The 21,907-nt window shown below is 51.7% G+C and carries 13 protein-coding genes; 6 read left to right on the top strand and 7 right to left on the bottom strand.

From position 1 onward, the window contains the following. Window positions 1-9 precede the first annotated feature (9 nt). Window positions 10-1,953, bottom strand: coding sequence for an NAD(+) synthase (locus tag RDM37_RS01635; protein ID WP_308554558.1), 1,944 nt, complete (start codon window positions 1,951-1,953; stop codon window positions 10-12). 182 nt (window positions 1,954-2,135) lie between these two features. On the opposite strand from RDM37_RS01635, the gene RDM37_RS01630 reads away from it, so the two are divergent. Beyond that, window positions 2,136-3,536, top strand: a complete 1,401-nt coding sequence (locus tag RDM37_RS01630) for an Ig-like domain-containing protein (RefSeq protein WP_308554557.1) — start codon at window positions 2,136-2,138, stop codon at window positions 3,534-3,536. A gap of 494 nt (window positions 3,537-4,030) precedes the next feature. On the opposite strand, the gene RDM37_RS01625 is transcribed toward RDM37_RS01630, so the two are convergent. After that, window positions 4,031-5,626, bottom strand: coding sequence for an Ig-like domain-containing protein (locus RDM37_RS01625; RefSeq protein WP_308554556.1), 1,596 nt, complete (start codon window positions 5,624-5,626; stop codon window positions 4,031-4,033). A gap of 274 nt (window positions 5,627-5,900) precedes the next feature. Between RDM37_RS01625 and RDM37_RS01620 the strand changes: the two genes are divergently transcribed. Genes RDM37_RS01620 through RDM37_RS01600 form a run of 5 tightly spaced genes read left to right on the top strand, consistent with a single transcriptional unit; the run spans window position 5,901 to window position 12,010 of the window. Then, the gene (locus tag RDM37_RS01620; RefSeq protein ID WP_308554555.1) at window positions 5,901-7,061 is read left to right on the top strand and encodes an ABC transporter substrate-binding protein; all 1,161 of its coding nucleotides are present in this window, start codon (window positions 5,901-5,903) and stop codon (window positions 7,059-7,061) included. A gap of 10 nt (window positions 7,062-7,071) precedes the next feature. Then, window positions 7,072-8,106 (top strand): iron ABC transporter permease, encoded by a 1,035-nt coding sequence (locus RDM37_RS01615; RefSeq protein ID WP_308554554.1) that lies wholly within the window; start codon window positions 7,072-7,074, stop codon window positions 8,104-8,106. Then, the gene (locus RDM37_RS01610; RefSeq protein WP_308554553.1) at window positions 8,078-8,908 is read left to right on the top strand and encodes an ABC transporter ATP-binding protein; all 831 of its coding nucleotides are present in this window, start codon (window positions 8,078-8,080) and stop codon (window positions 8,906-8,908) included. Before RDM37_RS01615 ends, RDM37_RS01610 begins: the two co-directional genes overlap by 29 nt. After that, the gene (cbiD, locus tag RDM37_RS01605) at window positions 8,905-10,698 is read left to right on the top strand and encodes a cobalt-precorrin-5B (C(1))-methyltransferase CbiD (RefSeq protein WP_308554552.1); all 1,794 of its coding nucleotides are present in this window, start codon (window positions 8,905-8,907) and stop codon (window positions 10,696-10,698) included. The genes RDM37_RS01610 and cbiD overlap by 4 nt, the downstream gene beginning before the upstream one ends. A 10-nt stretch (window positions 10,699-10,708) precedes the next feature. Then, window positions 10,709-12,010, top strand: a complete 1,302-nt coding sequence (locus tag RDM37_RS01600) for a cobyrinate a,c-diamide synthase (RefSeq protein WP_308554551.1) — start codon at window positions 10,709-10,711, stop codon at window positions 12,008-12,010. A gap of 264 nt (window positions 12,011-12,274) precedes the next feature. On the opposite strand, the gene RDM37_RS01595 is transcribed toward RDM37_RS01600, so the two are convergent. The 5 genes from RDM37_RS01595 to RDM37_RS01575 form a co-directional block, all read right to left on the bottom strand. Further along, a complete protein-coding gene (locus tag RDM37_RS01595; RefSeq protein ID WP_308554550.1) occupies window positions 12,275-15,091 on the bottom strand; it encodes a thiol protease/hemagglutinin PrtT in 2,817 nt (938 codons plus the stop codon). Between the two features lie 144 nt (window positions 15,092-15,235). Continuing rightward, window positions 15,236-17,473 carry a hypothetical protein gene (locus tag RDM37_RS01590; RefSeq protein ID WP_308554549.1) on the bottom strand — a complete coding sequence of 746 codons (2,238 nt, stop codon included), beginning with the start codon at window positions 17,471-17,473 and terminating at the stop codon, window positions 15,236-15,238. A 54-nt stretch (window positions 17,474-17,527) separates the two neighbouring features. Next, entirely contained in the window at window positions 17,528-18,592 is a 1,065-nt protein-coding gene (locus tag RDM37_RS01585; RefSeq protein ID WP_308554548.1) for a hypothetical protein, read from the bottom strand. A gap of 63 nt (window positions 18,593-18,655) precedes the next feature. Then, window positions 18,656-19,915: a leucine-rich repeat domain-containing protein gene (locus RDM37_RS01580; protein ID WP_308554547.1), complete on the bottom strand. Its 1,260-nt coding sequence runs from the start codon at window positions 19,913-19,915 to the stop codon at window positions 18,656-18,658. Between the two features lie 544 nt (window positions 19,916-20,459). After that, a complete protein-coding gene (locus RDM37_RS01575; RefSeq protein WP_308554546.1) occupies window positions 20,460-21,839 on the bottom strand; it encodes an Ig-like domain-containing protein in 1,380 nt (459 codons plus the stop codon). Between the last annotated feature and the right edge of the window lie 68 nt (window positions 21,840-21,907).

Raw genomic sequence — 21,907 nt, 5'->3', positions numbered from 1 at the left:
CTCTTGTCTCTATACCTCTAGGCTCTCCACCTCTTGGAGCCACATACTACTCACCGCATCGCTCGGCATGCGCCACTCTCCACGTGAGGAGAGCGAGACGCTCTGCACCTTAGGACCATCTGGCATCGCATTGCGCTTGAACTGCTGAGAGAAGAATCGCTTGAAGAAGACGCCCATCCAGTGCTTGATCTCTTGGGGTGTGTAAGCTCCCTCAAAAGCGACCTTGGCGAGGTAAAAGATCTTCTTTGGCTCGAAGCCATCGAGTAGGAAGTGATAGATAAAGAAGTCGTGTAGTTCATACGGCCCCACGAGATTCTGCGTCTGCTGCTCACTGCCAGCCTTCGTGTCCTTGATCGGCAGTAGCTCTGGGCTAATCGGCGTAGCGACGATGTCTTGTAGCGTCGTGGCTAGTGGCGTGTCACCAGCCTTGTGCGTAGCATACCACCCGACGATCAGCTGTACGCTCGTCTTCGTGATACCACTATTCACCGCATACATAGACATGTGGTCCCCATTGAAGGTGCACCACCCCAAGGCGATCTCCGACAGATCTCCCGTCCCGATGACGGGCGCGTGGTACATATTGGCCAGATCCATCAATATCTGCGTCCGCTCACGTGCCTGAGCATTCTCAAAGGTTGCATCCTCCCGATTACCCTTATAGTCGATGGCCGAGAGATGCTGCTCCGTCGCCTCCTTGATATCGATCTCGCGAATCGTCACACCTAGCTCCTGCATCATCGTGTAACCGTTGCGATAGGTGCGCTCAGAGGTGCCAAAGCCGGGCATCGTCACTGCAATGATCTGCTTGCGATCCAAGCCCAAGAGGTCAAAAGCCTCTGCCGTCACCAGTAGAGCTAGTGCCGAGTCTAGTCCGCCCGAGATACCGATCACCGCATGCTCCGCACGCATGTGCTTGAGACGCTGTATGAGGCCACACACCTGTATCTGAAACATCTCGTGACAACGCTCCTCCGGGTTTGCGCCCTCAGGCATAAAGGGATTGCGCTCGATGACTCGATCCATAGGCTGTGACTCCTCCTCAGAGCGTAGCGTGAAGGGGATGCTCACCAGCTCCTCCTCGTCGGTAAAGTGATTGACCGCACTCTTGAAGCTACTATTGATCAGCCGCTCGCCATGGATACGAGACACGTCGATGTCGCTCACGATCATACGCTCCTTGTACTCAAAGCGGCGCATCTCCTTGACGATCTTGCCCACCTCAGCGATAAACGCCTTACCCGTATAAACTAGATCGGTAGAGCTCTCGCCATAGCCACTAGAGGCGTAGACGTATCCACAAATAGATTGCGACGTGGCACCACTGATCAGCGAGCGGAGGTAGTCGTGCTTGCCCGCATTCTCATTGCTTGCAGAGAGGTTGAAGATGATATGTGCTCCATAGAGGCTGAGGCGTGTGCCAGGCGTAAAGGGCGTCCACATATCCTCACAGATCTCGATACCGATACCCACCTGTCCACACTTGAAGATGATGTTGCGCCCGATGGGTACCGTGTGGGGACCCATCTGGACCGTCTTATATTGTAGCGAATCACTGGGAGAGAACCAGCGCTTCTCCTGAAACTCTCGATAGTTCGGCAGATAAGTTTTCGGAATCGCTCCGAGGATCTTACCATGCTGGAAGGCGACCGCTCCATTGAAGAGCTTCTCCTCCACCTTGACTGGCATACCGACGATGACCATCACGTCAGTCTCGGCCGTCTCCTCGACTAGCTGGCATAGAGCCTTCTGAGCTTGATCTAGGAGGAACGACTGGTGAAAGAGATCTCCACAGGTATACCCCGTGATAGAGAGCTCGGGCGTCGTAAGTATCTCTACACCCAGCTCCTCCGCTTGGAAGATCATCTCCTTGATTCGGCTTGTATTGTAGTAGCAGTCAGCCACTCTGACGTAGGGCACAGCGGCCGCTACCTTGACATATCCATAATTCATAGCTTCGACTATAGTCTCTTATAAAGCATTACGCCACAAAGATACAAAATCATTGCGGTCTACTGCTCTTTGATCAAATTTCTGTCAGACGAACTACTTTTCAGTTATTCTTGCTACCTTAGCAGAGCGCAAGCATTTACGATGGTCAGAACGTTTACATCAACCTTTAATACAATGTTTCTATGTCACGTACTACTTTACTATCCCTGCTAATAGGCGTTGCCCTATTTGCCCTGACCTCTTGTGACGACGACCCAGTCTCAGGAGGGCAGCTCACGAAGCTTTCCTTTGCCTCAGAGTCTATCACTGTGGCTGAGGGACAGACTTACCAGCTAGAGGTGCTACAAGAGCCTAAAGAGCTCAAGGTAGACTTCGTCTACTCAAACGATAACCCCGAGATCGCCACTGTCAATGCAATGGGACTCGTGCGAGCTATCCATGAGGGTACGACCAAGATAACGGTACACGGAGGAGGTATGCAGGCCTCTGTGCTTGTTACCGTAGAGAAAGCAAAGATCAATACAGAGCAGGAGCTACCGATGTTGGCATTTAATCCCAAATACGATATGGCTCGCAATCTGATTGATGAGGAGGTCTTGCAGTACGAGCACGCCCTAGGTCGTGTCGTACGCAATATCTGCTACACTGAGGGACTCTACTATCTAGGATTTGTCAATAAGGATCTGCCTACGATCCCTGGCGTCATCTATGGCATCCAGTCTGCTAAGGAGTACTACATCCTAGCCTATAGTAAGGAGACGGTGGAGCAGTGTGATCGGACGAAGGAGATGTTCCACAAGCTGGGCTTTGTCCCCTTTACAGAGGAAAAAGAGGTTGCTGGTGATGGTGCTGAGAAGATTGTTCTCAATAGCCACAAGGAGGACGATCCTGATGTGACAGTCTTTATGTACAATGAGGTCAACGAGGATCTAGGCACCAAGATGTACATCCAGATCAACCAAAAGAGATACCCAGAGTTCAAGACTCAGCACCCAGTCGTCGAGACGGCTAAGGACTTCCCGACGCTAGACTTCTTCAAGGGGGCAGACAATGATGCGCTACAAGCCTTTGAGGACAAGCTCGGATTCCGTAAGTTCAACGGGGAGCAGTCTTCTGACGACAACCGTAGCTACGACACGACTCCCGAGCAGATAGCTAAGACCAACCTACAGTGGGTCTTCTACATCCGCAAGTCCAGTTCGCAGGGCGACCTACAGTACATCAACTGCCAGGTCTTTGCTATCCCCAACGAGCTAGAGATCCGCTCCGAGGCGGTCAAGAACTGGCTCGCAGCCAACGGCTTCACCGACTACAAGGGCTATGTGCCAGAGCACATGGGTGTCGAGGCCTTTAATGCTAATGGCGATCAGTGCTTCCTCTATGCTCAGCCGACAGACTATGATGGCACTTTCTGCTGGATGCAGATCGTAGATGCTACTCATGCTTTAAAGACGGCTACTGCTCGCAAGGCTTTCAGAGAGGCTGTCTCACAGGACATCCGCAAGATTTTGAAGCAGCGCATACTGACCAAGCAGAAGGGACTTTATCAGACCTTCCAATCAGTCCTAAATACTCAGCAATAATGACTCAGCGATAGAGCCGTAACAGAGCGGACTGCTGATAGAGATACGGCAGTCTCACGCGAGGGTGTGTCAGAGAGCTGACGCACCCTCGTGCTGTTTCTGTACCTAGAGGAAAAGGCCCTCCACAGAGGAGACGCCTGTATCGTGCTGTATTCGTTACAGATACGAGTTCCAAAAACAGTTCCCCTCTTGGAACTTTTTAGTTCCAAGGGAGGAACTTTTCGATTCCAACGTAGGAAATCGTAAATCCCCACGTAGGAATTTCGAAATAGCCACGTGGGCGTGGAAAAATTCTTCGGAGGAATGAAATGAAACTTCGGAGGAAATGATTTGCGCCTACGTGGGAAATAAAAAATCTCCACGTGGGAATTTCGAAATTCCTACGTGGAGATTTGCAACGCTTGTCAGATGTCTAGTCTGCGGGTGGGGTCGCTCAGACGAGGAGCCCCTACATCGCTACTGTGTCATCTAATAAGTCATTATACTGTCGTATCCTAGCGACGGCGCTGGAGCTTGTAGTACTGAGCTCTCTGGGGCTGAGCTGACATCGTCTTGTACTGCTCGACGGCTAGACGACGCATCTGGCTAGCTGACTGCGATTGCTGCTTCTCATAGATCTGGATGAATGTGACACCCTCCTTGATGAAGATCTGGCAGATGATCTTGCCTGAAGCATCCCAGCCAAAGGCATAGCCTCTGTCGGCACGTGCCTCAAACTTATTGCCGTAGCCATTCGTCGTAAACCACTCCTTGAGCTTGGGATCAGCAAGATCTTCTGGCCCTTTGAGGACGTTTACGATGCAATTGATAAACTTGGTCTTAGCGCTTGATACATAGTAGACTAGCTGGAAGTTTGACTCAGGGATAGACTCCTGCTTCGTCTCGAAGAGCAAGTTCTTGGCGTCTACATTGGACTTTTCGGCGTCAAAGTTGCGGAAGCCGAGATTGCTCTCATACTCCTTGATCTTGGCCACATCGCCTGTTATGAATGTAGCATAGTCGGGGAAGTCCTTGACCTTCGGGAGGATAGGGTGCGCTGTGGGTAGCTCTCTCTTCTCGAGGAACTCGATGATGAGGGTAGACTGCAGCTCACTATTGGGCTTGTCATAGATCGTTACCTGGATCTTGGAGTTGTCACTCTTGGTCCCGATCATGCAGGGGGTACCATTTTGGAACTTGCTCGGTGCTAGATTGTCAAAGCCATAGTCTGTAAGCATAGCTTTCGTCCTAGGACACTCAGCTAGGCTCTCCTTGCTGAAGGCTATGACCACCTTTTCGCCAGACTGAGTGCTGAGACCATAGACGGCAGCTGTGATGGTCAGAGCGGTATTGCTAAACCCAGGGAAAATAAGATCACCGCCATCGGGACCCTTACCGATGTTGACAGGCTTCAGCGTGCGACCCACGGCCTGCTCATGCTTGAGGACCTCGGCATCGACTGGGACACCCTGAGCGTCTTGCTCTATGACGAATTTGAGTAGAGGGAGCTCGTTATTGACAGTTGTGTTACCGCCACCATTGTCCTCTGTCACGGTGATTGCTACCAGTGCCTCCTGACCAGCAGCGTCCACTGCAATGGTCGCACTACCAGCGGCGACTGCTGTGACGAGCCCCTGCGCATCGACAGTTGCTATGTCAGTCTTGTCGCTTGTGAAGGTGACGGGTGTGTCGGTAGGCGTGACTGTATACTTGATTTGAGCAGTGCCACCCTTCTTGATAGATAGGGCAGTGGTCTCGACCACTAGTTTCACTTCAGGAGCTGCGTTAGAGACAGTGACGACGCACTGCCGTGTGAGCTTGCCTACCTGAGCGGTGATGTGAGCTGTACCCTCAGCGACTGCTGTGATGAGTCCCTTGGCATCGACGGTAGCTACCTCAGGCTTGTCACTGGTAAAGGTGGGGGTAAAGTTTTGGTCAGCTGGCAGGATGGTGAGAATAAGCTGCTGGGTGCCTCCGACCTGCAGTGTGACAACCGCGGGAGATAGTGTCAAGTCGGTAGCCTCGGGGACTACACCAGAGCACTCTCGCTGGCAAGATCCAAGCCCTACGAGTAGTAAGAGGCTGGATAGGATGACGGAAAGTCTTTTCATAGATGATATTGTGTTATTGTTCAGTATTCTTGTGTGTGACTAGCTGGTGCACATGCTGGTGTCAACTGCTACTAGTCTTAACATGCCCACAAATATAGGCAAAAACTTCGTAGCAAGTGGGATAACAATCCTTTTTAACTCAATGCTTATGGCATGTGGTGTGACGGCTGTGTAGTGGGCTGTAACGTCAGGACTCATGGTTGTACTTTTTCTGGTGTGTGATGCCGAGACGAATCGTTTCTGTATCTTTGCAGTGCAACAGATCGATAAGAAGATGGATAGATTACGCTGTGTGAGATATTTGCTGAGTTGCTGGGTACTCTCCCTGCTACTGATCTCGTGTGGCAAGGGACACTCAGACGAGGGCTCTACGGGGGGCGCAGAGGTCGATAGCACTGCTACGATACGCTATGCCGAGGGGCTACAGATAGAGCATGCGGGCGCGGTGACGCTGGTCACTATCTCAGACCCGACGCATGACAGTAGCGAGGTGTATCGCTACGCTTTGGTGCCTCGTGAGCAGGCGTCGGAGCAGGCGGCTCAGGTGCCGGAGGGCTACACCATGATAGAGACACCCGTGCGTCGTGTCATCGTGATGACGACGCTACAGCTCTCTAACTTTATTAAGCTTGATGCGGTGGATCGGATCGTGGGGATGCCGAGTACGCGCTTCCTCTTCAACGAAGAGATGCAGTCACGGCTGGCTTCGGGCGCAGCTAAGCGGATTGGCATCGAGGGCAACTTCGATAGCGAACTGATTATGGCGCTGCAACCAGACATTATATTAGTAAGCCCCTTCAAGCGGGGTGGCTACGATGTGATCAAGCAGCTGGACATACCGCTGATTACCTTCCTAGGGTACAAGGAGACTTCGCCGCTGGGACAGGCTGAGTGGCTTAAGTTCACGGCACTCCTGCTCGGTATGGAGGAGCGTGCGGATACGCTCTTCAGCACGATAGAGCAGCGCTACCACGAGTTACAAGCTTTGATCACCGATGACTTGCCCCGTCCGAAGGTGCTCAGTGGTGAACTGCATGGCGGCAACTGGTATGTGGTAGGTGGCGCGAGCTACTTAGCTCACCTCTTTGAGGATGCGGGTGCGGACTACTTTATGGCAGACGATAAGGAGTCGGGAGGCTTCTACGTTGACTTCGAGACGGTCTATGCTCAGGCGGCTGATGCCGACTACTGGCGCATTGCAAATAGCTACGACGGCACCTTCTCCTACGATGTGCTGGGCAAAACGGATGCTCGCTACCGAGACTTCAAAGCTTATCGGGATAAGCGGGTGCTGTACTGCAATCTGCGGGAGAGACCTTTCTACGAATTGTCGCCCGTGGAGCCTGAGGTGGTCTTGGCGGACTTGATCCACGCCTTTCACCCGCAGTTGCTTCCAGATCACGAGCCGGTCTTTTACTCGATATTAACCCGCTAAGGGGTCAGCTATGCGACGTCCAGTTATAGCCTTTACACTTATAGCACTCCTCATCGTAGTCTTCTTCGTACTCAACCTGTCGCTGGGGACTATTGCTATCCCTTTTGACCAGGTGGTGCGCATACTCTTTGGTGCGGATGCCGGTGGCGATGAGATCTGGCGCAACATCATCTGGAAGAGTCGCTACCCGCAGACGATTACAGCGTTGGTAGCGGGTGCGGGGCTCTCGATCAGTGGTCTGCAGATGCAGACGGTCTTTCGCAATCCACTAGCGGGCCCTTCGGAGCTAGGTATTAGCTCGGGAGCTAGCCTAGGCGTGGCGACCTTTATCCTCCTCTCGGGGAGCATTAGCCAGAAGGCACTCGTGCGGATGGGCTTCGTGGGGGAGATGGCGGTCTCAGTGGCAGCACTCATCGGGGCGATGCTGGTGATGTCGATCATCATGACGATGGCGCAGCGCGTCCGGGGCAATGTGGTACTACTGATCATGGGTGTGATGATCGGCTACATAGCGAATGCGATCATCGGCGTGCTGAAGTTCTTTAGCAATGATGAGGATGTGCGTAGCTATGTGATCTGGGGCTTGGGAAGCTTTGCTAAGGTGAGTGGCGATCAGGTGACTACTTTTGTCATCATCATGCTGGTGCTGATACCGCTCTCCTTCCTGCTGATCAAGGTGCTGAACCTGATGCTCCTCGGGGAGAACTACGCCCGTAGCCTCGGGTTGAACTACGGACGGGCGCGCCATCTGGTCATCTTCTCGGCCTGTCTGTTGACCGCTATCGTGACCGCATATTGCGGCCCGATCGTCTTCATCGGACTGGCGGTGCCACATCTCTGTCGCACCATCTTTGCCACTTCCAATCATCTGACGCTGATGCCTGCGGTGACGCTCGTTGGGGCACTTCTGGCGCTCTGCTGTAACCTAATCGCCCGCATGCCAGGCATGGAGGGGGCGTTGCCGATCAACTCGGTGACGGCGCTCATCGGTGCTCCGATTGTGATCTGGGTACTATTTGACAAACGACGTAGAGAGCAACTATAATCGTATGACTAGCCACGCAACGATAGAGCTTTGTGACCTATCAATAGGGTATCACCAGATGAAGCACACGCGCGTTGTAGCGAGCCAGCTCAATGCCACCATCTGGTCGGGACAGCTCACCTGCCTCATCGGGTCAAATGGTGTGGGCAAGTCGACGCTGCTTAGGACGATCGCAGCCTTCCAGCCGAAGCTCGGTGGGGCGCTCCTAGTCGAGGGCAAGGAGATACAGCAATACAGTGCCAAAGAGCTGGCACGTCGTATCAGCGTCGTGCTGACGGAGCGGCTCATCATGAGCAATACGACTGCTTACGAGATGATCGCCATCGGGCGGAGCCTCTACACCGGCTTCTGGGGACAGATGGACGAGAGCAACCGACAGGCGGTCAATGAGGCAATAGAGTTGGTCGGCATCCAACCTCTAACCAAACGGATGATCGACTCGCTCAGTGACGGCGAGCGTCAGAAGGTGATGATCGCCAAGGCTCTGGCGCAGGAGACTCCTATAATATTACTGGACGAGCCGACCGCTTTCCTAGACTTTCCCTCGAAGGTCGAGATGTTGCAGCTCCTTCTTCGTTTGTCTCGTGAGACGCACAAGACGATTTTCCTCTCCACGCACGACCTAGAGCTGGCTCTCCAGATAGCCGATCAGGTGTGGCTCCTCGATGATGATCACGTGCTACACATGGGTCCGCCGAGGACGCTCGCCAGTGACGGCACCCTGCCGAGCTACTTTGCAGCAAAGGGGATAGACTTCGACCCCGACACATTACACTTCTCCATCCACACCTCAAAGGTATGATCCTAATCTTCGGCGGAACCACAGAGGGGCGCAAAGCACTCGAAGTGTGTGAGGAGGCGGGCAAACCTTTTTACTACTCCACACGAGGAGCTTCGCAAGAGCTCTCGATGCACCACGGGATCCGTCTAGAGGGCGGTATGAATGGTGAGGAGATGGCGCACTTCTGCACGGAGCGGGAGATCGCCCTCATCGTAGATGCGGCGCACCCCTTCGCAATGGGCGTTCACCAGAGCGTGGCCGACTGTGTGTCTCGCCTGCAGCTCCCTGTGATACGCTACGAGCGCACCTTTCCCGTTCTGCCCGCTTCGGTCGTAGTGCTAGACTCCTTTGACGCTGCATTGACCTATCTTCTCAAGCATCAGCCCCAGCGATTACTTGCTCTGACGGGTGTTAACTCCGTCGAGCGGCTGAGAGCCTACTGGACCCAGCACGAGACCTATCTGCGGGTGATGCCCATCGCAGAGACCGAGGAGCGACTACGCCAGAGTGACTTCCCGCCAGAGCGGCTGGTCTACTATGACAAGGAGCAGTGTGACCGAGAGCTCTTTGCCACGCTACGACCAGACATGATCCTGCTCAAGGAGAGTGGCGACACGAGTGGCTTCGCGGCAAAAGTGGAGGAGGCTCTCGCACTCGGCATCACCGTGCTGGTCATCCGAAGGCCACAGATCCCTTATCCAGCCACCGTCACCGTCGAGGGACCCGTAGGTCTTCGTCGCTCCATCGAGCGACTGCTGGGGAGCGACTTCTTTCCTCAGCGCATTGGCTTGACGACTGGCACCACCGCCACAGCTGCCGCTACGGCCGCCCTGCTCACACTGCTCAACGAGGAGTCTTACAGCGAGGTGATCGTAACCCTCCCTCAGGGCGAGCGGGTTCCCTTCCCCATACAGCACAGTGAGCTAACGACACAAGGCGCTCGAGCGGTCGCTATCAAGGATGCGGGCAGCGACCCTGACGTTACTGACGGTGCTGAGATCGTTGCTGACCTATCGCTCACGCAGGCACACAGCGGAGTGACCTTCCTACAAGGCGAAGGGGTAGGGCGCGTTACCCTCCCTGGCATCGGACTAGAGGTCGGCGAGCCTGCCGTCAACCCCGTACCGCGTCAGATGATGCGCCAAGCACTCGGCACCTTGGTCGACCTCTCCCAAGTGGGCATCGACCTAACCATCTCCGTGCCCGAGGGGCGCCGGCTTGCCCACAGCACCTTCAATCCACGGCTCGGCATCCTAGACGGCATCTCTATCCTCGGCACCACAGGTGTCGTGCGACCCTATTCGAGCGAAGCCTTTGTTGAGTCGATACGTCGTGAGCTGGAGGTGAGCAAGTCAGTCTACGGCAAGCATCTCGTGCTTAACTCTGGCGGACGTAGCGAGCGGTACCTCAAGGGGTGCTTCCCAGACCTTCCCGCCAACGCTTTCGTTCAGTATGGCAACTTCATCGGGGAGACGCTCAGCCTCGCCAACGAACTGGGTTTCCCGCAGATCACCCTTGGCATCATGATCGGCAAGGCAGTCAAGCTGGCGGCTGGCGAACTGGACACACATAGCAAGAAGGTGGTGATGGACAAAGCCTTCATCACCGCCCTCGCCTCTGCCTCTGGTGCGAGCGAAGCGCAGAAGAAGCAGATCAACGAGATGACCCTTGCTCGCGAACTGTGGCAGATCTTCCCCGACGGTACGCATCCGCTCTACCAGAGCATCGTCGATCACTGCTATCAGGTCTGCAAATCTCTCGTTCCCTCGGCTCAGCTCGAGGTACTCCTCATTCCTGACTCTCAACTTTAGTCAATCACTTATGGCATCACTTCCCTCCCTCCTCATTGCTGCGCCCCTCTCTGAGAGTGGCAAAAGCACACTCACCATGGGCCTCCTCCGTGCATACACACGCCGTGGTCTAGCCACTCAAGCCTTCAAGTGCGGTCCCGATTACGTAGACCCTAAGCTACACAGCGTGGCGACGGGTCGCCCAGCGGTCAATCTGGACCTCTTCATGTACGGCGCCGAGCGGGTGCAGACGCTCTACCACCATTATAGTCAGGACGCTCAGGCGGTCATCGTGGAGGGTGTGATGGGGCTCTTCGATGGCTACGATCGGGACAAAGGTTCCGCAGCCGACATTGCTCGCCTCCTAGACCTGCCTGTTGTGCTGGTCGTGACCCCGCGCTCGATGGCTTACACGGTGGCTCCGCTACTCTACGGGTTGCAGCACTTTGACCCAAGGGTTAAGATAGCGGGAGTCATCTTTAACAAAGTCTCCTCGGAGCGTCACCTGACCTATCTCACGCAAGCTGCCGCAGATGCGGGCGTGCCAGTGCTGGGCTCGCTACCTCGTGTCGATGACATCGCCATCCCCAGTCGCTACCTAGGGCTGGACGTTGACGACTTGGCGCAGATAGATCGCTACGCCGATCAGGTGGCCGACCTCCTAGAGCAACATCTAGACATTGATCGCCTCCTAGCCATCTCCTCAGAGCGAAAGGAGCTGTCTCACGAAGCCCCTTTGCTGCAAAAGCACTCTTCGTCAGCTCCTCGTCGTATAGCCGTGGCTCGTGACGACGCTTTCAACTTCCTCTATCAGGAGAATGTGCGCCAGCTAGAGCAGTGGGGCGAGGTGACTTACTTCAGCCCGCTCTCAGACAGCTCACTGCCACCGAGTGACTTCGTCTATTTCCCAGGGGGCTATCCCGAGCTACATCTGGAGCAGTTGTCCGCCAATAAGTCAATGCTCGACAGCCTCCGCGACTACATTCGTGGGGGCGGTGCGATGCTTGCCGAGGGCGGGGGCATGCTCCTCCTCTGCGAGGCAATCGTCGACGAGAAGGGAACAAGCTATCCGCTCGTGGGTGCGCTACAGCAGACCGCCACGATGCAGCAGCGCGGGCTAGCGCTTGGCTACCGCCAGCTCGAGATAGCGGGTGTGGCAGTGCGTGGACACGAGTTTCACTACTCCCGCATCATCGATCCGCTACCCTCGACAGCGCAGCAGTACAATGCGTGGGGTGATCCCGTAGCAACCGCGCTGTGGCACACGGGCCGTTGCTACGCCACCTATACGCACTTAGCCCTTACCGAGGAGCTCTTGGCCCAGCTATTGTAGCTGTTGGCCGTTAGCTGGTTCCCTATTTGGGTGGAGTGGGGAAGCAGGTCTGAGAGTTACGTTATAACTGCTGTCCGATAAAAGCTAGAATGAGCATAGCTATAAAGACAATTCGTAGTCGCTGGTACGTCTGTGACGACCAGTGACTACGTCTTATGTGTAAACCGTCGAGACGAATACGAGATTCGTCCCGACGGTTTGCTTATTTGCTTGCTCCGCATCAGCGAGTCGCACTAAGAGAGCTTAGCGACTCACAAGACAGGGTTATTGTATGATAAGTGGATACAAGCTAGGCACACCCTCTAGTGGGGTGATGCGAACTATATAGCGTCCTGCGGGGAGCTGTGCGACAGTGATGGTGGTCTCATGTCGAGTAGCCTGAGTAGTAGCTACGAGTAGCCCATCACTGGAGAAAAGCTCGATAGTATTCCCCTCAGCCGTACAAATCGTAATGTGATCTGTCGCGGGATTGGGATAAATGCTCTGCTGCTTAGGGTCAATATGCGCTACTCCCGTATGGTCTATAAAGGAGGCATGCACCTCTGTATCGCTCATGACGACAAACTGCTTAGAGGTGAGGATGTCGTTCTCATTTGCAGTAAGAGCGTCTAGCTCAAAGTGCTCTGCGGGGGTGACTACTACTTGTAGCGTTGTACCCTCTGGGACTTTCTCCAGATCCTTAGCCCCTAAGAGCTCTACCGTGCCACCCTCTGCAGGCGTACAGCGTACAGACACTTTGTAAAGAGGCTTGGGAGAGGAGGTGCCAAAGGTCGCCACAATCAGACTATTCTGACGCACGGTAAAACGCTTCTCCTTAAGTATGTCTACACCATCTGCTGTGAGTGCCGTGAGAGAGGTGCCATCACTAGGTGTAGCCTCGACAAGCAGAGTCGTTCCTTCAGGAACTTTCGAGAGGTCTACGGCATCAGGGCTGTCTGTATTAGAGACCTTGACCATGCCTGATCCTATCTTAGCTACAAGTACATCATATCTAGGAGTGGTGGGTACCAACACTGGGGGCATGTCTGCACCAGCTTGGTAGTCGGCTCTGACAGAAACAAGGTATGTGGCAGTCTGAAGGTAGTCTAGAGAGCCATGTATGTCATAGTAAGCGACTTGAAGCTCGATCTCCTTTGCTGAAAAGAGACCTTTATTGTCTTTTAGCTTAAAGGTGTAGCTACCTGTCTTGCCCGTCTCTACCGTGGTCATATCATCACTCAGCTGTCGCCAGGCTGTCTCCTCCTGAGAGCCCTTAGGTCTACCACGCACGAAGAGCCTATTGGTGTACTCCTTCGATCCGCGATTGTGTAGCTGCAGTGTGACAGTTGCTTGCGTATTACTAGAGGCTATGAGCTTAAGATCATTAGGTAGTAGCTCAAGGTCCCAAAGGGCACGCAAGTAGTCACGAGCTACTATGTAGTTGCCATCAGTAGCGTGTGATATATGATAGACGGCAAAGCGGTTTTGATCGCCCTCATAGAGTATGGAGTTAGCTCTCCAGTAGGTGCCTCCCTTACCGTCTTGCACCTCATGTATGGGGCAGAGTATGTAGTCTCCCTCGGAGATGTATTTCGTTAGGTCTAGAGGCTTGGTTAGGGTAAATTTTGCCTCCATCAGGTAGAGGTCAGCATTAAATGGCTCCACCTGCTCTACTATTGGAATGATCTCCTGTGTTTGTAAAGAGACAATGCCTATAGCTACTCGACCCTGGTAAGCTGGGGCATCTTCGAGACGAGAGGTAAAGGAGGCACTCTCTAGCGTGATGCTCTTACCCCCAGAGACCTCTGCCTCAAACACGACCGTCCCGAGCCACGCATTATAGACGGGTGTCGACGTACCCTCACGGTCTGGCTCTATACCGATTATAGCACCTTGACCCTGACTATATCCACCACCAGCACCACCTCCGATACCAGTGGTATTGGGGGTAAGGTAGTTCAAGTTGAAGTATCCGTTGCCACGTCCAGACCATCCCCAGTTGAAGTGGAAGAACCCTCTCGTATCATAGCCATCACAGACGAAGCAGTGAAGACCGCCAAAGCCTCCACCTTCGTAAACGATAGGTCTATCCTGTGAGAGCTCTACCTTGAGGAGGTCGCTCCAGTCCTGAGCCGTATAGTCCCTCCGCTTAGGCATGTATAGGTCTTGCTTGTAGCGAAAGTGATCTCGCAGAGCTCGTATCACAAGGGGGGTATGCGTACCACTCTCATCACCATACATCATGTCCACTGCGATGCCAGCATCAGAGGCTAGCGTGCTCAAAGCGTTGCGCTCTTCAGCCGAAGCATACACGGAGGCTCTAGCGGGCATCAAGTCCCAGCGATACTCCTTATCAAAATTTGCCGTCAGGGTGTTATAGGCAACACGCCAATTACCCTCATTGTCTTCATAGTCGTAGCCATAAGTATAGGTGTGTGTCCCCACGCCTCTGTCGGGCCACTTCCAGTACCTCATAACTTGAGTGTAAGCCGTCGCCACACAGCCTACAGCAGTCGTAGACCCTTGATGTCGCGGGGTCTGATCATTCCAAGGGGCGCCTTGATCCCAGCAGATATCTCCTAAGAGGGGTGCCACTTCGCTCTTAGCCTCCCTAAGGGTTGTTACCTCGGCTCGTAGCTCTTTGGCTAGCAATGGATCTGCATCAGCTGCATCCATCGTCTCTTGACAAGCTCTTAGGAAGCTACGCAAGCTCTCTGGCATGTCCTCCCCACTGATATGCCCCTCGTAGGCATACCCTATGAGCTCAGGGTAGCGATCATCACCAGAGATGATGACAAATCCTCCCTGCGCTCCTCTGTTGTAAATATAGTAGTAATGACTAGAGACTAGATCTGTCGTACTATAACTTGTCCTCTCTTTAGTGGCTACACGAGGCTCTGCAAGCTCTAAGCTGATTGTCTGAGAGGAGCTGAAGCTCCTTAAGGGTTGGGGAGATGTAGCAAAAAAGCTCTCAGCGATTAGCCTAGCGACTTGTTCCGTGCGGGGTGCTGGTAGCACTACTTGCGTCACTCCAGAGAGTAGCAGTAGAGCGAAGAGTAGACAATTCCTCAAGTAGGGGGTAGAGGTCTTATATGGGTTCATAGATAGTCTATTTTGGAGATAATCAAACAAGGAGTATACCTTGGATTGTTAAAGCAAAAAGAGAGTGTCCCGAAGAGAGAAGACAAGAGTCGCTCTTTCGGGACACTCTATCATCTATTCATATTGATGGTAGCACAAGTGCTATCAATATACAAGCTTGTAGACGGCACTCTGACCATCGACGATGACTCTGACTACATAGACGCCACGCTCCAGGAGAGCCGTTGGGTCTAGCTGTACACCATGGATGTTGTACAGGTTGATCGCACTATAGTCACCCTCTACGACTAGATAGCCAGTCTCGATCCTGACGACAATATCTAGGGCTGCGGTAGGAGTCTCTACGGCGTTATCCTCCTGATAGAAAGGTACGGGATAGCCATTGTTCTCCCCAGAGATGATAGACCATACCTTGCGGCCATGGTTGAGCTTGTTGAGAAACTCCTCCGTCTTCATCTCTTTGAGAGAGACGTCGATAGCTGCAGCCTCTCCTGTGACATTTTGGTCGTACATCTCTCCATATACGTCACTAGAGTAGTAGTTGTTGGATAGTTTAACTTGAGATGCGATCTTTGTTGCGTCAAATATCGGGTGGAACTTTGGTGCCTTTTTATTTGACTCGCCAATGCTATAGCAGTTCGATATAGATAGCACTTCATCTAGAGACTGTACACCTTCAGCCAAATCAGTATCACCGACGATGCCTCCAGAGCGTGTATTTTCGGCATCTTGTGTATCGGCAGCCTCTAGGTAGCCTACGTTAAAGCAGTCGGTAATTACCACAGGATATGAAACAATCGCTACGATACCTCCTATTGTGGAGTTTTTATCTGAGACAGAGCCGTAGTTACCACAGCGCTCTATGATGAGACCCGAGTGTCCCGCCACACCGATGATTCCTCCGATGCCACCCATTTCGCCTTTGACAGTAGCTGCGTTGGTACAAGAGGATATACGGCTTGTTTTACTAGCGTCGCCAAAGAGTGCTCCAGCTATGAGTCCTCCAGCGTAAAGACTATTGGACCATACGGTGACGTCTGATGTGGTATGACAGTTTTCCATCGTTATAGATCCCATAGCAACACCGACCATGCCGCCTAGACCTGCAGAGCCATAAATCTTGCTCTTAGAAAGTGTGAGGTTTTTGATTGTAGCATTCTTGACGATTCCGAACAATCCGCTAAACATCTTGTCTGTCCACTCGACGTTGAGATCGGTAATGGCGTGACCATCACCATCGAAGATGCCAGAGAATGGTCTAAAGCGCGTCGGGTCACTCGTATCGCGCCCCCAGTCGTTGCCGATAGGACGAAAGCCCTGAGCATCTGCCATACTGATATTGGCAGTCATCTTAAAGTAGGTGTCAGCGTAAGGATTCTGGTTTCCCTCTACCTCAGAGGATAGCTCCATCAGATCTTCTGCACTTGAGATGAGATAGGGGTTTTCTTTCGTACCATCACCTCCACTGTAGAGCTTGGTGTTATTCTTTTTCTTACCGACCATCTTCAGCACGACAGATACTTTTAGCTCTCCATAGGAGATCTCTAGAGATGCTGTATGGTTGCCACGCTGTGAGGCTTTGCATACGATCTTAACTTCGTCCTCGCCTTCAGCCTTTGTCTCTTGACTTGCGATGGTAAAGTCTGCCTTGTCGTCACCCTGGAGCTGCAAGGTTGGCTTCTCATCTAGTCCTGCGTAGGAGATGGTGAAACTCTTCTCGACAGACTCCCCTAGAGTAATTTCTCCGAAGTCAATCTCAGAGCCTGCGGTCGTCGTGAGCGTTGGAGCTGGCGTAGCTCCACCCATATCTGTGATGGTCATATCATCTAGGTGAAAGACGTTGGCAAAGGACTCCGTCGGCTTTGTATAGTCAAATGTCTGGTAGTCCTCTCGCACGATGCGTAGCTGAGCATTCCTCTGGTTGATCTCTCGAACTACCTCTGAGGGTTCATCTGCGGGGACAAAGGGATCACCGACCGTCACCCAAGTCTCACCATCTGCACTCCACTGGATGATCCATGAGACTTGACGTCCGTCTCCAAACCAGCGCTCATTGCTACGGATCCAAAACTTTAAGGTTCCGAGGTCGCGCTTGGTGACTAGTGTGATGTTGGTCATCTCTTTGGCAGAGCTATAGACCTGACCGAACACTTTGAGCGAAGACTCGCCATTCTTCCAGTCACTCCAGTGCCCCCCAGAGTTGGTGACGCCACACATGTGCCAGTCCAGACCATTGAGGGTCACGTTCATCTGCGTTAATGCTCCTTCTCCGTTGCTTTGCTTTGCAAAGTCCTCGAAGTCGTAGGTCCAGGTGTCTGCCTGTAGCTGTGTCGATAGAGACAGCAACCCTAGCAAGCATAGTAAGAAGTAGAATTGTTTCATAGCTATTATTGTTTAGTGATAGTGTTGTATGCTGATATGATTCATGTGCCGGTGCTAGGGCAAAACCTTGACAGCAGGGGCCTCACCAGCTCGTACAATGACAGGGATAGCTGTTGGCATCTCAATCGTTTGCACGCCTCTGACGAGGGGCTTTTGGAATAGGAGTGAACCTCCTATGGAGTAGATGGAGAGTTGCTCTCCAGATGCTTGCTCAGCCTCTATATATAGTGTATTACCCTGATAGTAGGCTCTCAAGCTCTGCTCAGCACGAGTTACATCTGCCACGCTATTGGGCATGTAGTCTCGATTCATCTGTGTCACAGCCATCACATAGACACCTTGTAGTGAGAAGAACTCACAGGAGACTTGTGTATTGGTCTGCTCGTTTAGCATTTCAAAGCAACCAGCTTCATCCGTTCCTGTCTGCACGAAGCCTTTAGACTCCAGCATAGCTCGGATGGGGGATTTGTCTGCGGGGATAACTCTACTGAAGTTGATGAGGACTAGAGCTGAGGCATATAGTTCGTCATTGTCATTGTAGTAGTTTAAGACAAAAGGTGTCTCAAAAGAGCCATTGCTATAGACCTCTATAGGTTTCATAAACTCAGGAGTCAGTGAAGGTGTCATCTCCGTATAACGAGCAGTTATATTGGCGTAGTGAAGCTCATTCACCAACTTTTTGTCTACCTCCTGACGCTTGGTACCCCAAGTTGTGTACCACTCTGGTATTTGAAGCTCGACAGCCGATTTGTTGACCACATGAAAGGTCGCTTGGTCCAATAGGTTGTTGTAGTCTGGAGCCCCCAAAACTCCATCTTCCTCCCCATAGATCAAAAGGGTCACGTCTGTCTCTCCCTCCTTGATAGCTTTGAACCAGGTGCCACCGTTTTGGATTAGTGAGGGGGCGGCCGGCTTGTAGTCTACGACGATACGAGGATGATCCTTGAGGTATTCGTAGACCTTGTCTGAGTAGTTGGTCATAAGCATCTTGTATTGATGTCCTACGACGCACGCCACCCTGTCGGTGATGATGGTGAGCTGATTCTTCTCTTGTCCAGATAGAGTATAGCTAGACAAGAGTGCTACGATGAATGCATAAACGAGTAGTTTTTTCTTCATAAGCTTTGCTTTGTATGTGATGATGATTTAGTTCTGAGGCTTTAGCCTAGTCGTTCGAATGTTTTATCGAAGCAGGGTCTTGACACCATCAATGATATAGATGCCAGCTGGAAGGTCCTCTCTATTGACTAGTTGCTCGCCCTGGATGGTAAATATTGCAGGATCGTGATCATTCGAGAGATCTCTTGTTATATCGTCTAGGCCCGTGGTCTCTTCGATCTGTAGAAATTCTTGCCATTGAGATGCTTTAGCATAACGCTCCTTGCTCCCCTCGGGGACAATCAGCTTACACTGGTCAACCCAGACATTTGAAAAAACAGACTCTCCCATACCTTCGCCCTCTATCGGGTCGACCATCTGACACTTGATCATTTTGAGTGCCGTATCATCTCCAAAGGCGAAATTGCCAAGCCGTTTTAACCCTTGAGGAAGTTCTATTGTAGCAAGCTTCGAGCAATTGCTAAATGTGGCACCTTCAATAGCCTCTAGGGTACTCGGCAATTTAATCTGCTCTAGAGAGGTACAGTACCCAAAAGCCCAGTCTCCAAGGCTTTTCATACCCTCAGGGAGGGTGATGTCAGATAGTGCAGAGCAACTATCGAAGGTATACATCGGGAGCTTCTCCAGTGGTGCCTTAAAGTCCACTTTTTGTAGTGAAGCACACTTTGCAAAGGCATAAATTTGTAGATCCTTGAGTCCTTGGGGGATTGTCAACTCTCGGAGATTGAAACAAGAGGTGAAGGCGATGAATCCTATTGAGTCCAGAGACTCGGGCAGAGTGATAGACTCTAGCTCGAAGCAGTTAAAGAACGCTCCGGACAAGATGTTTTGAGTCCCCTCAGGCACACTAAAAGTCTTGCCATGAGCATTGGGATAGCACAGCAATGTCTTCTGATCCTTACTATAGAGTACACCATCCACTGAGCAATAAAGAGGATTTGCCTTATCTACGACAAAACTCTTGAGCCCCGATAGAGACAAAAAAGGCAACTCGCCCATCTCGCGGACAGACGCTGGTATCGAAAGCGACGTAATTTTATAGCAAGCTCCAAAAGCACTATCTCCAATACGTACGACGTGATAGGTCTCACCATCGGCAGTGATCTCTGCTGGAATATGGATATCCCCCTCAGGGATGTGCTCGTACAGAGGCCCATTTTCCGTCTTAGGCTCCTCAAGCTCACGACACACCTCTACTTCTCGCAAGTCTTCGTTGATTATCTTGTAAAAGAGACCGCTAGAGGCTATGTCATAAAATGTCTGAGCTGTACTAATAGCTCCTCCTCCTAAGAGGAGAAAAAGAGAGAGAAGCAGTCGTTTCATAATATCTATTGTCTGTTAACTTACAATCGCAAAGATAGCTAATCTAAAATAAAAAAACAAGAAGTGATTTCAGTTGCGTACATTGCATGGGCTGGAGAAATTCTACTTGGGTGGAGTGGGGAAGCAGGTTTGAGCATTACACCGTAATATGGAGTCATTGAATCTTCGTGGCATTGTTGCTTCAGAAAAGACTAATCTCCACGTGCCTATCGTTTTGTACCCTCGAGCGTAGATTGTCGTTAATTGTTGACCTGATGGCTTTTATTGATGTGCTCACACGAGTTGTGAATCTATAAAGTCACTAGATATCAGTGCTTAGAGCGAGCAAATAGCGATGTTTGTGGAGTCTAGAATTGTGTCGTCTAGCATTCTTAAGAGAGTTTCCTCAGATATTTGAAGCTCAAAGGAAGAGGGGTACCCCACAGCATCATGGCTCCAGAGTATCCCTCTTGAAGAGCCTCTCTAGTCAATGTCTGATTGATAAGGTTGTAGAAGCGTCGACTTTGAGAGGCTCTGCCGCTATCGTGCGACAGCGGATTATAGTTTAGTGACTGTGCAGCTGTTGTAGCTTAAGATGCTTAGTCTTAGTGTGGCTCTGCATCTCTTTGTACTGCTTCATGGCTAGACTGCGCATTTGAGCAGCTGACTGAGTTTGTGGCTTCTCAACAATTTGAAGCATAGCTATGGTTCCTTCGCTGTTCATGAAGAGCTGAGCTAGAATTTTACCAGTAGGATCGTAGCCCATGGCATAACCTCTAGAGCTATTGGTCTTGAACTCCTTGCCGTAGCCATTGGCTGTGAACCACTCCTTGAGCTTAGGATCATCGAAGTCGGTAGCATTCTTGATGAAGTTTACGACACTGTTGATGAACGGAGAGCCCTCAATAGGTGTGCAACCGTAGTATACAAGTGAGAAGTTGGTCTGAGCGATAGAAGACGCCTTGGACGTAAAGAATAGATTCTTTTTTGCCTCATTACTTCCTTTGGCATCGTACTCGCGGAGCCCAAGATTTGTCTCAAACTCTTTGATCTTAGCCATATCTTTCGACATAAGTGCTACATAGTTGGGGAAATCTCTAGCATCGGGTATGATAGCATGAGCTGTCTCAATATCTTTCTTGGGCATGGGCTTGGTGAATAGGAGCATCAGTGTAGAGCCAAGTGCCTCATCAGGATTGTCATAGATCTCTACTGAGACCGAGGGATCGTTGTCGTTTAGGCTCTTTTTGAAAGGTGTACTCTCATCGTATAAGTCATCCTTAAACGTTGTAAAACCATACTCAGCGAGCATAGAAAGTGTCTTAGGACAGTTTGCGAGCGTCTCCTTACTAAAAGCGGGAATTACGTACTCCTTGAAGTCTGTCAAGACGAGTCCGTACATCACACCTACGATCGTTAGATCTCTATTGACAAAGCCTCCTACGAACGGACCTTGCCCCCAAACTCTGAAAGGCTGTGCCTTACGACCGACCTGGGCTTCGTGATCTAGGACTTCTTGGTTTATGACTCCTTTATCGTCTGTTGTGGCCTCAAACATGAGGAGAGGAAGCTCGTTTTTGATAGTTGTACCACCGCTACCACTATTCTCTGTTACGGTGACAACACACTTAGCCATGAGCTTGCCTACATTGGCCGTGATGCTTGTTGTACCTGCTGTGACAGCTTTAACGAGACCCGTAGCATCAACCGTCGCAACCTCAGGCTTTTCACTGGTGAAGGTGATGATAAATGTCTTGTCAGTCGGCTCAACGGTTGCCGTGAGCTGCTGAGTATCACCTACCTTGAGTGAGACAGCTTTAGGAGCTAGTGTCAGATTGGTAGCCTTGGTGACTACATTGGGGTCTACCTTGGGAGTGTCTTTCTTACATGCTCCGAGTCCTACAAGTAGTAGGAGCGTGGATAGAATAACTGAAAGTTTTCTCATAGGATACTAGATTGATTTATGTAATATGACTCGTTGGTGTAAGGTCCCCTCCTCTTGACTTCAAAATG

Origin of the sequence: uncultured Porphyromonas sp. (assembly GCF_902489635.1) — a bacterium.
Lineage (GTDB): Bacteria > Bacteroidota > Bacteroidia > Bacteroidales > Porphyromonadaceae > Porphyromonas.
This window is presented reverse-complemented; position numbering and strand designations above follow the sequence as displayed.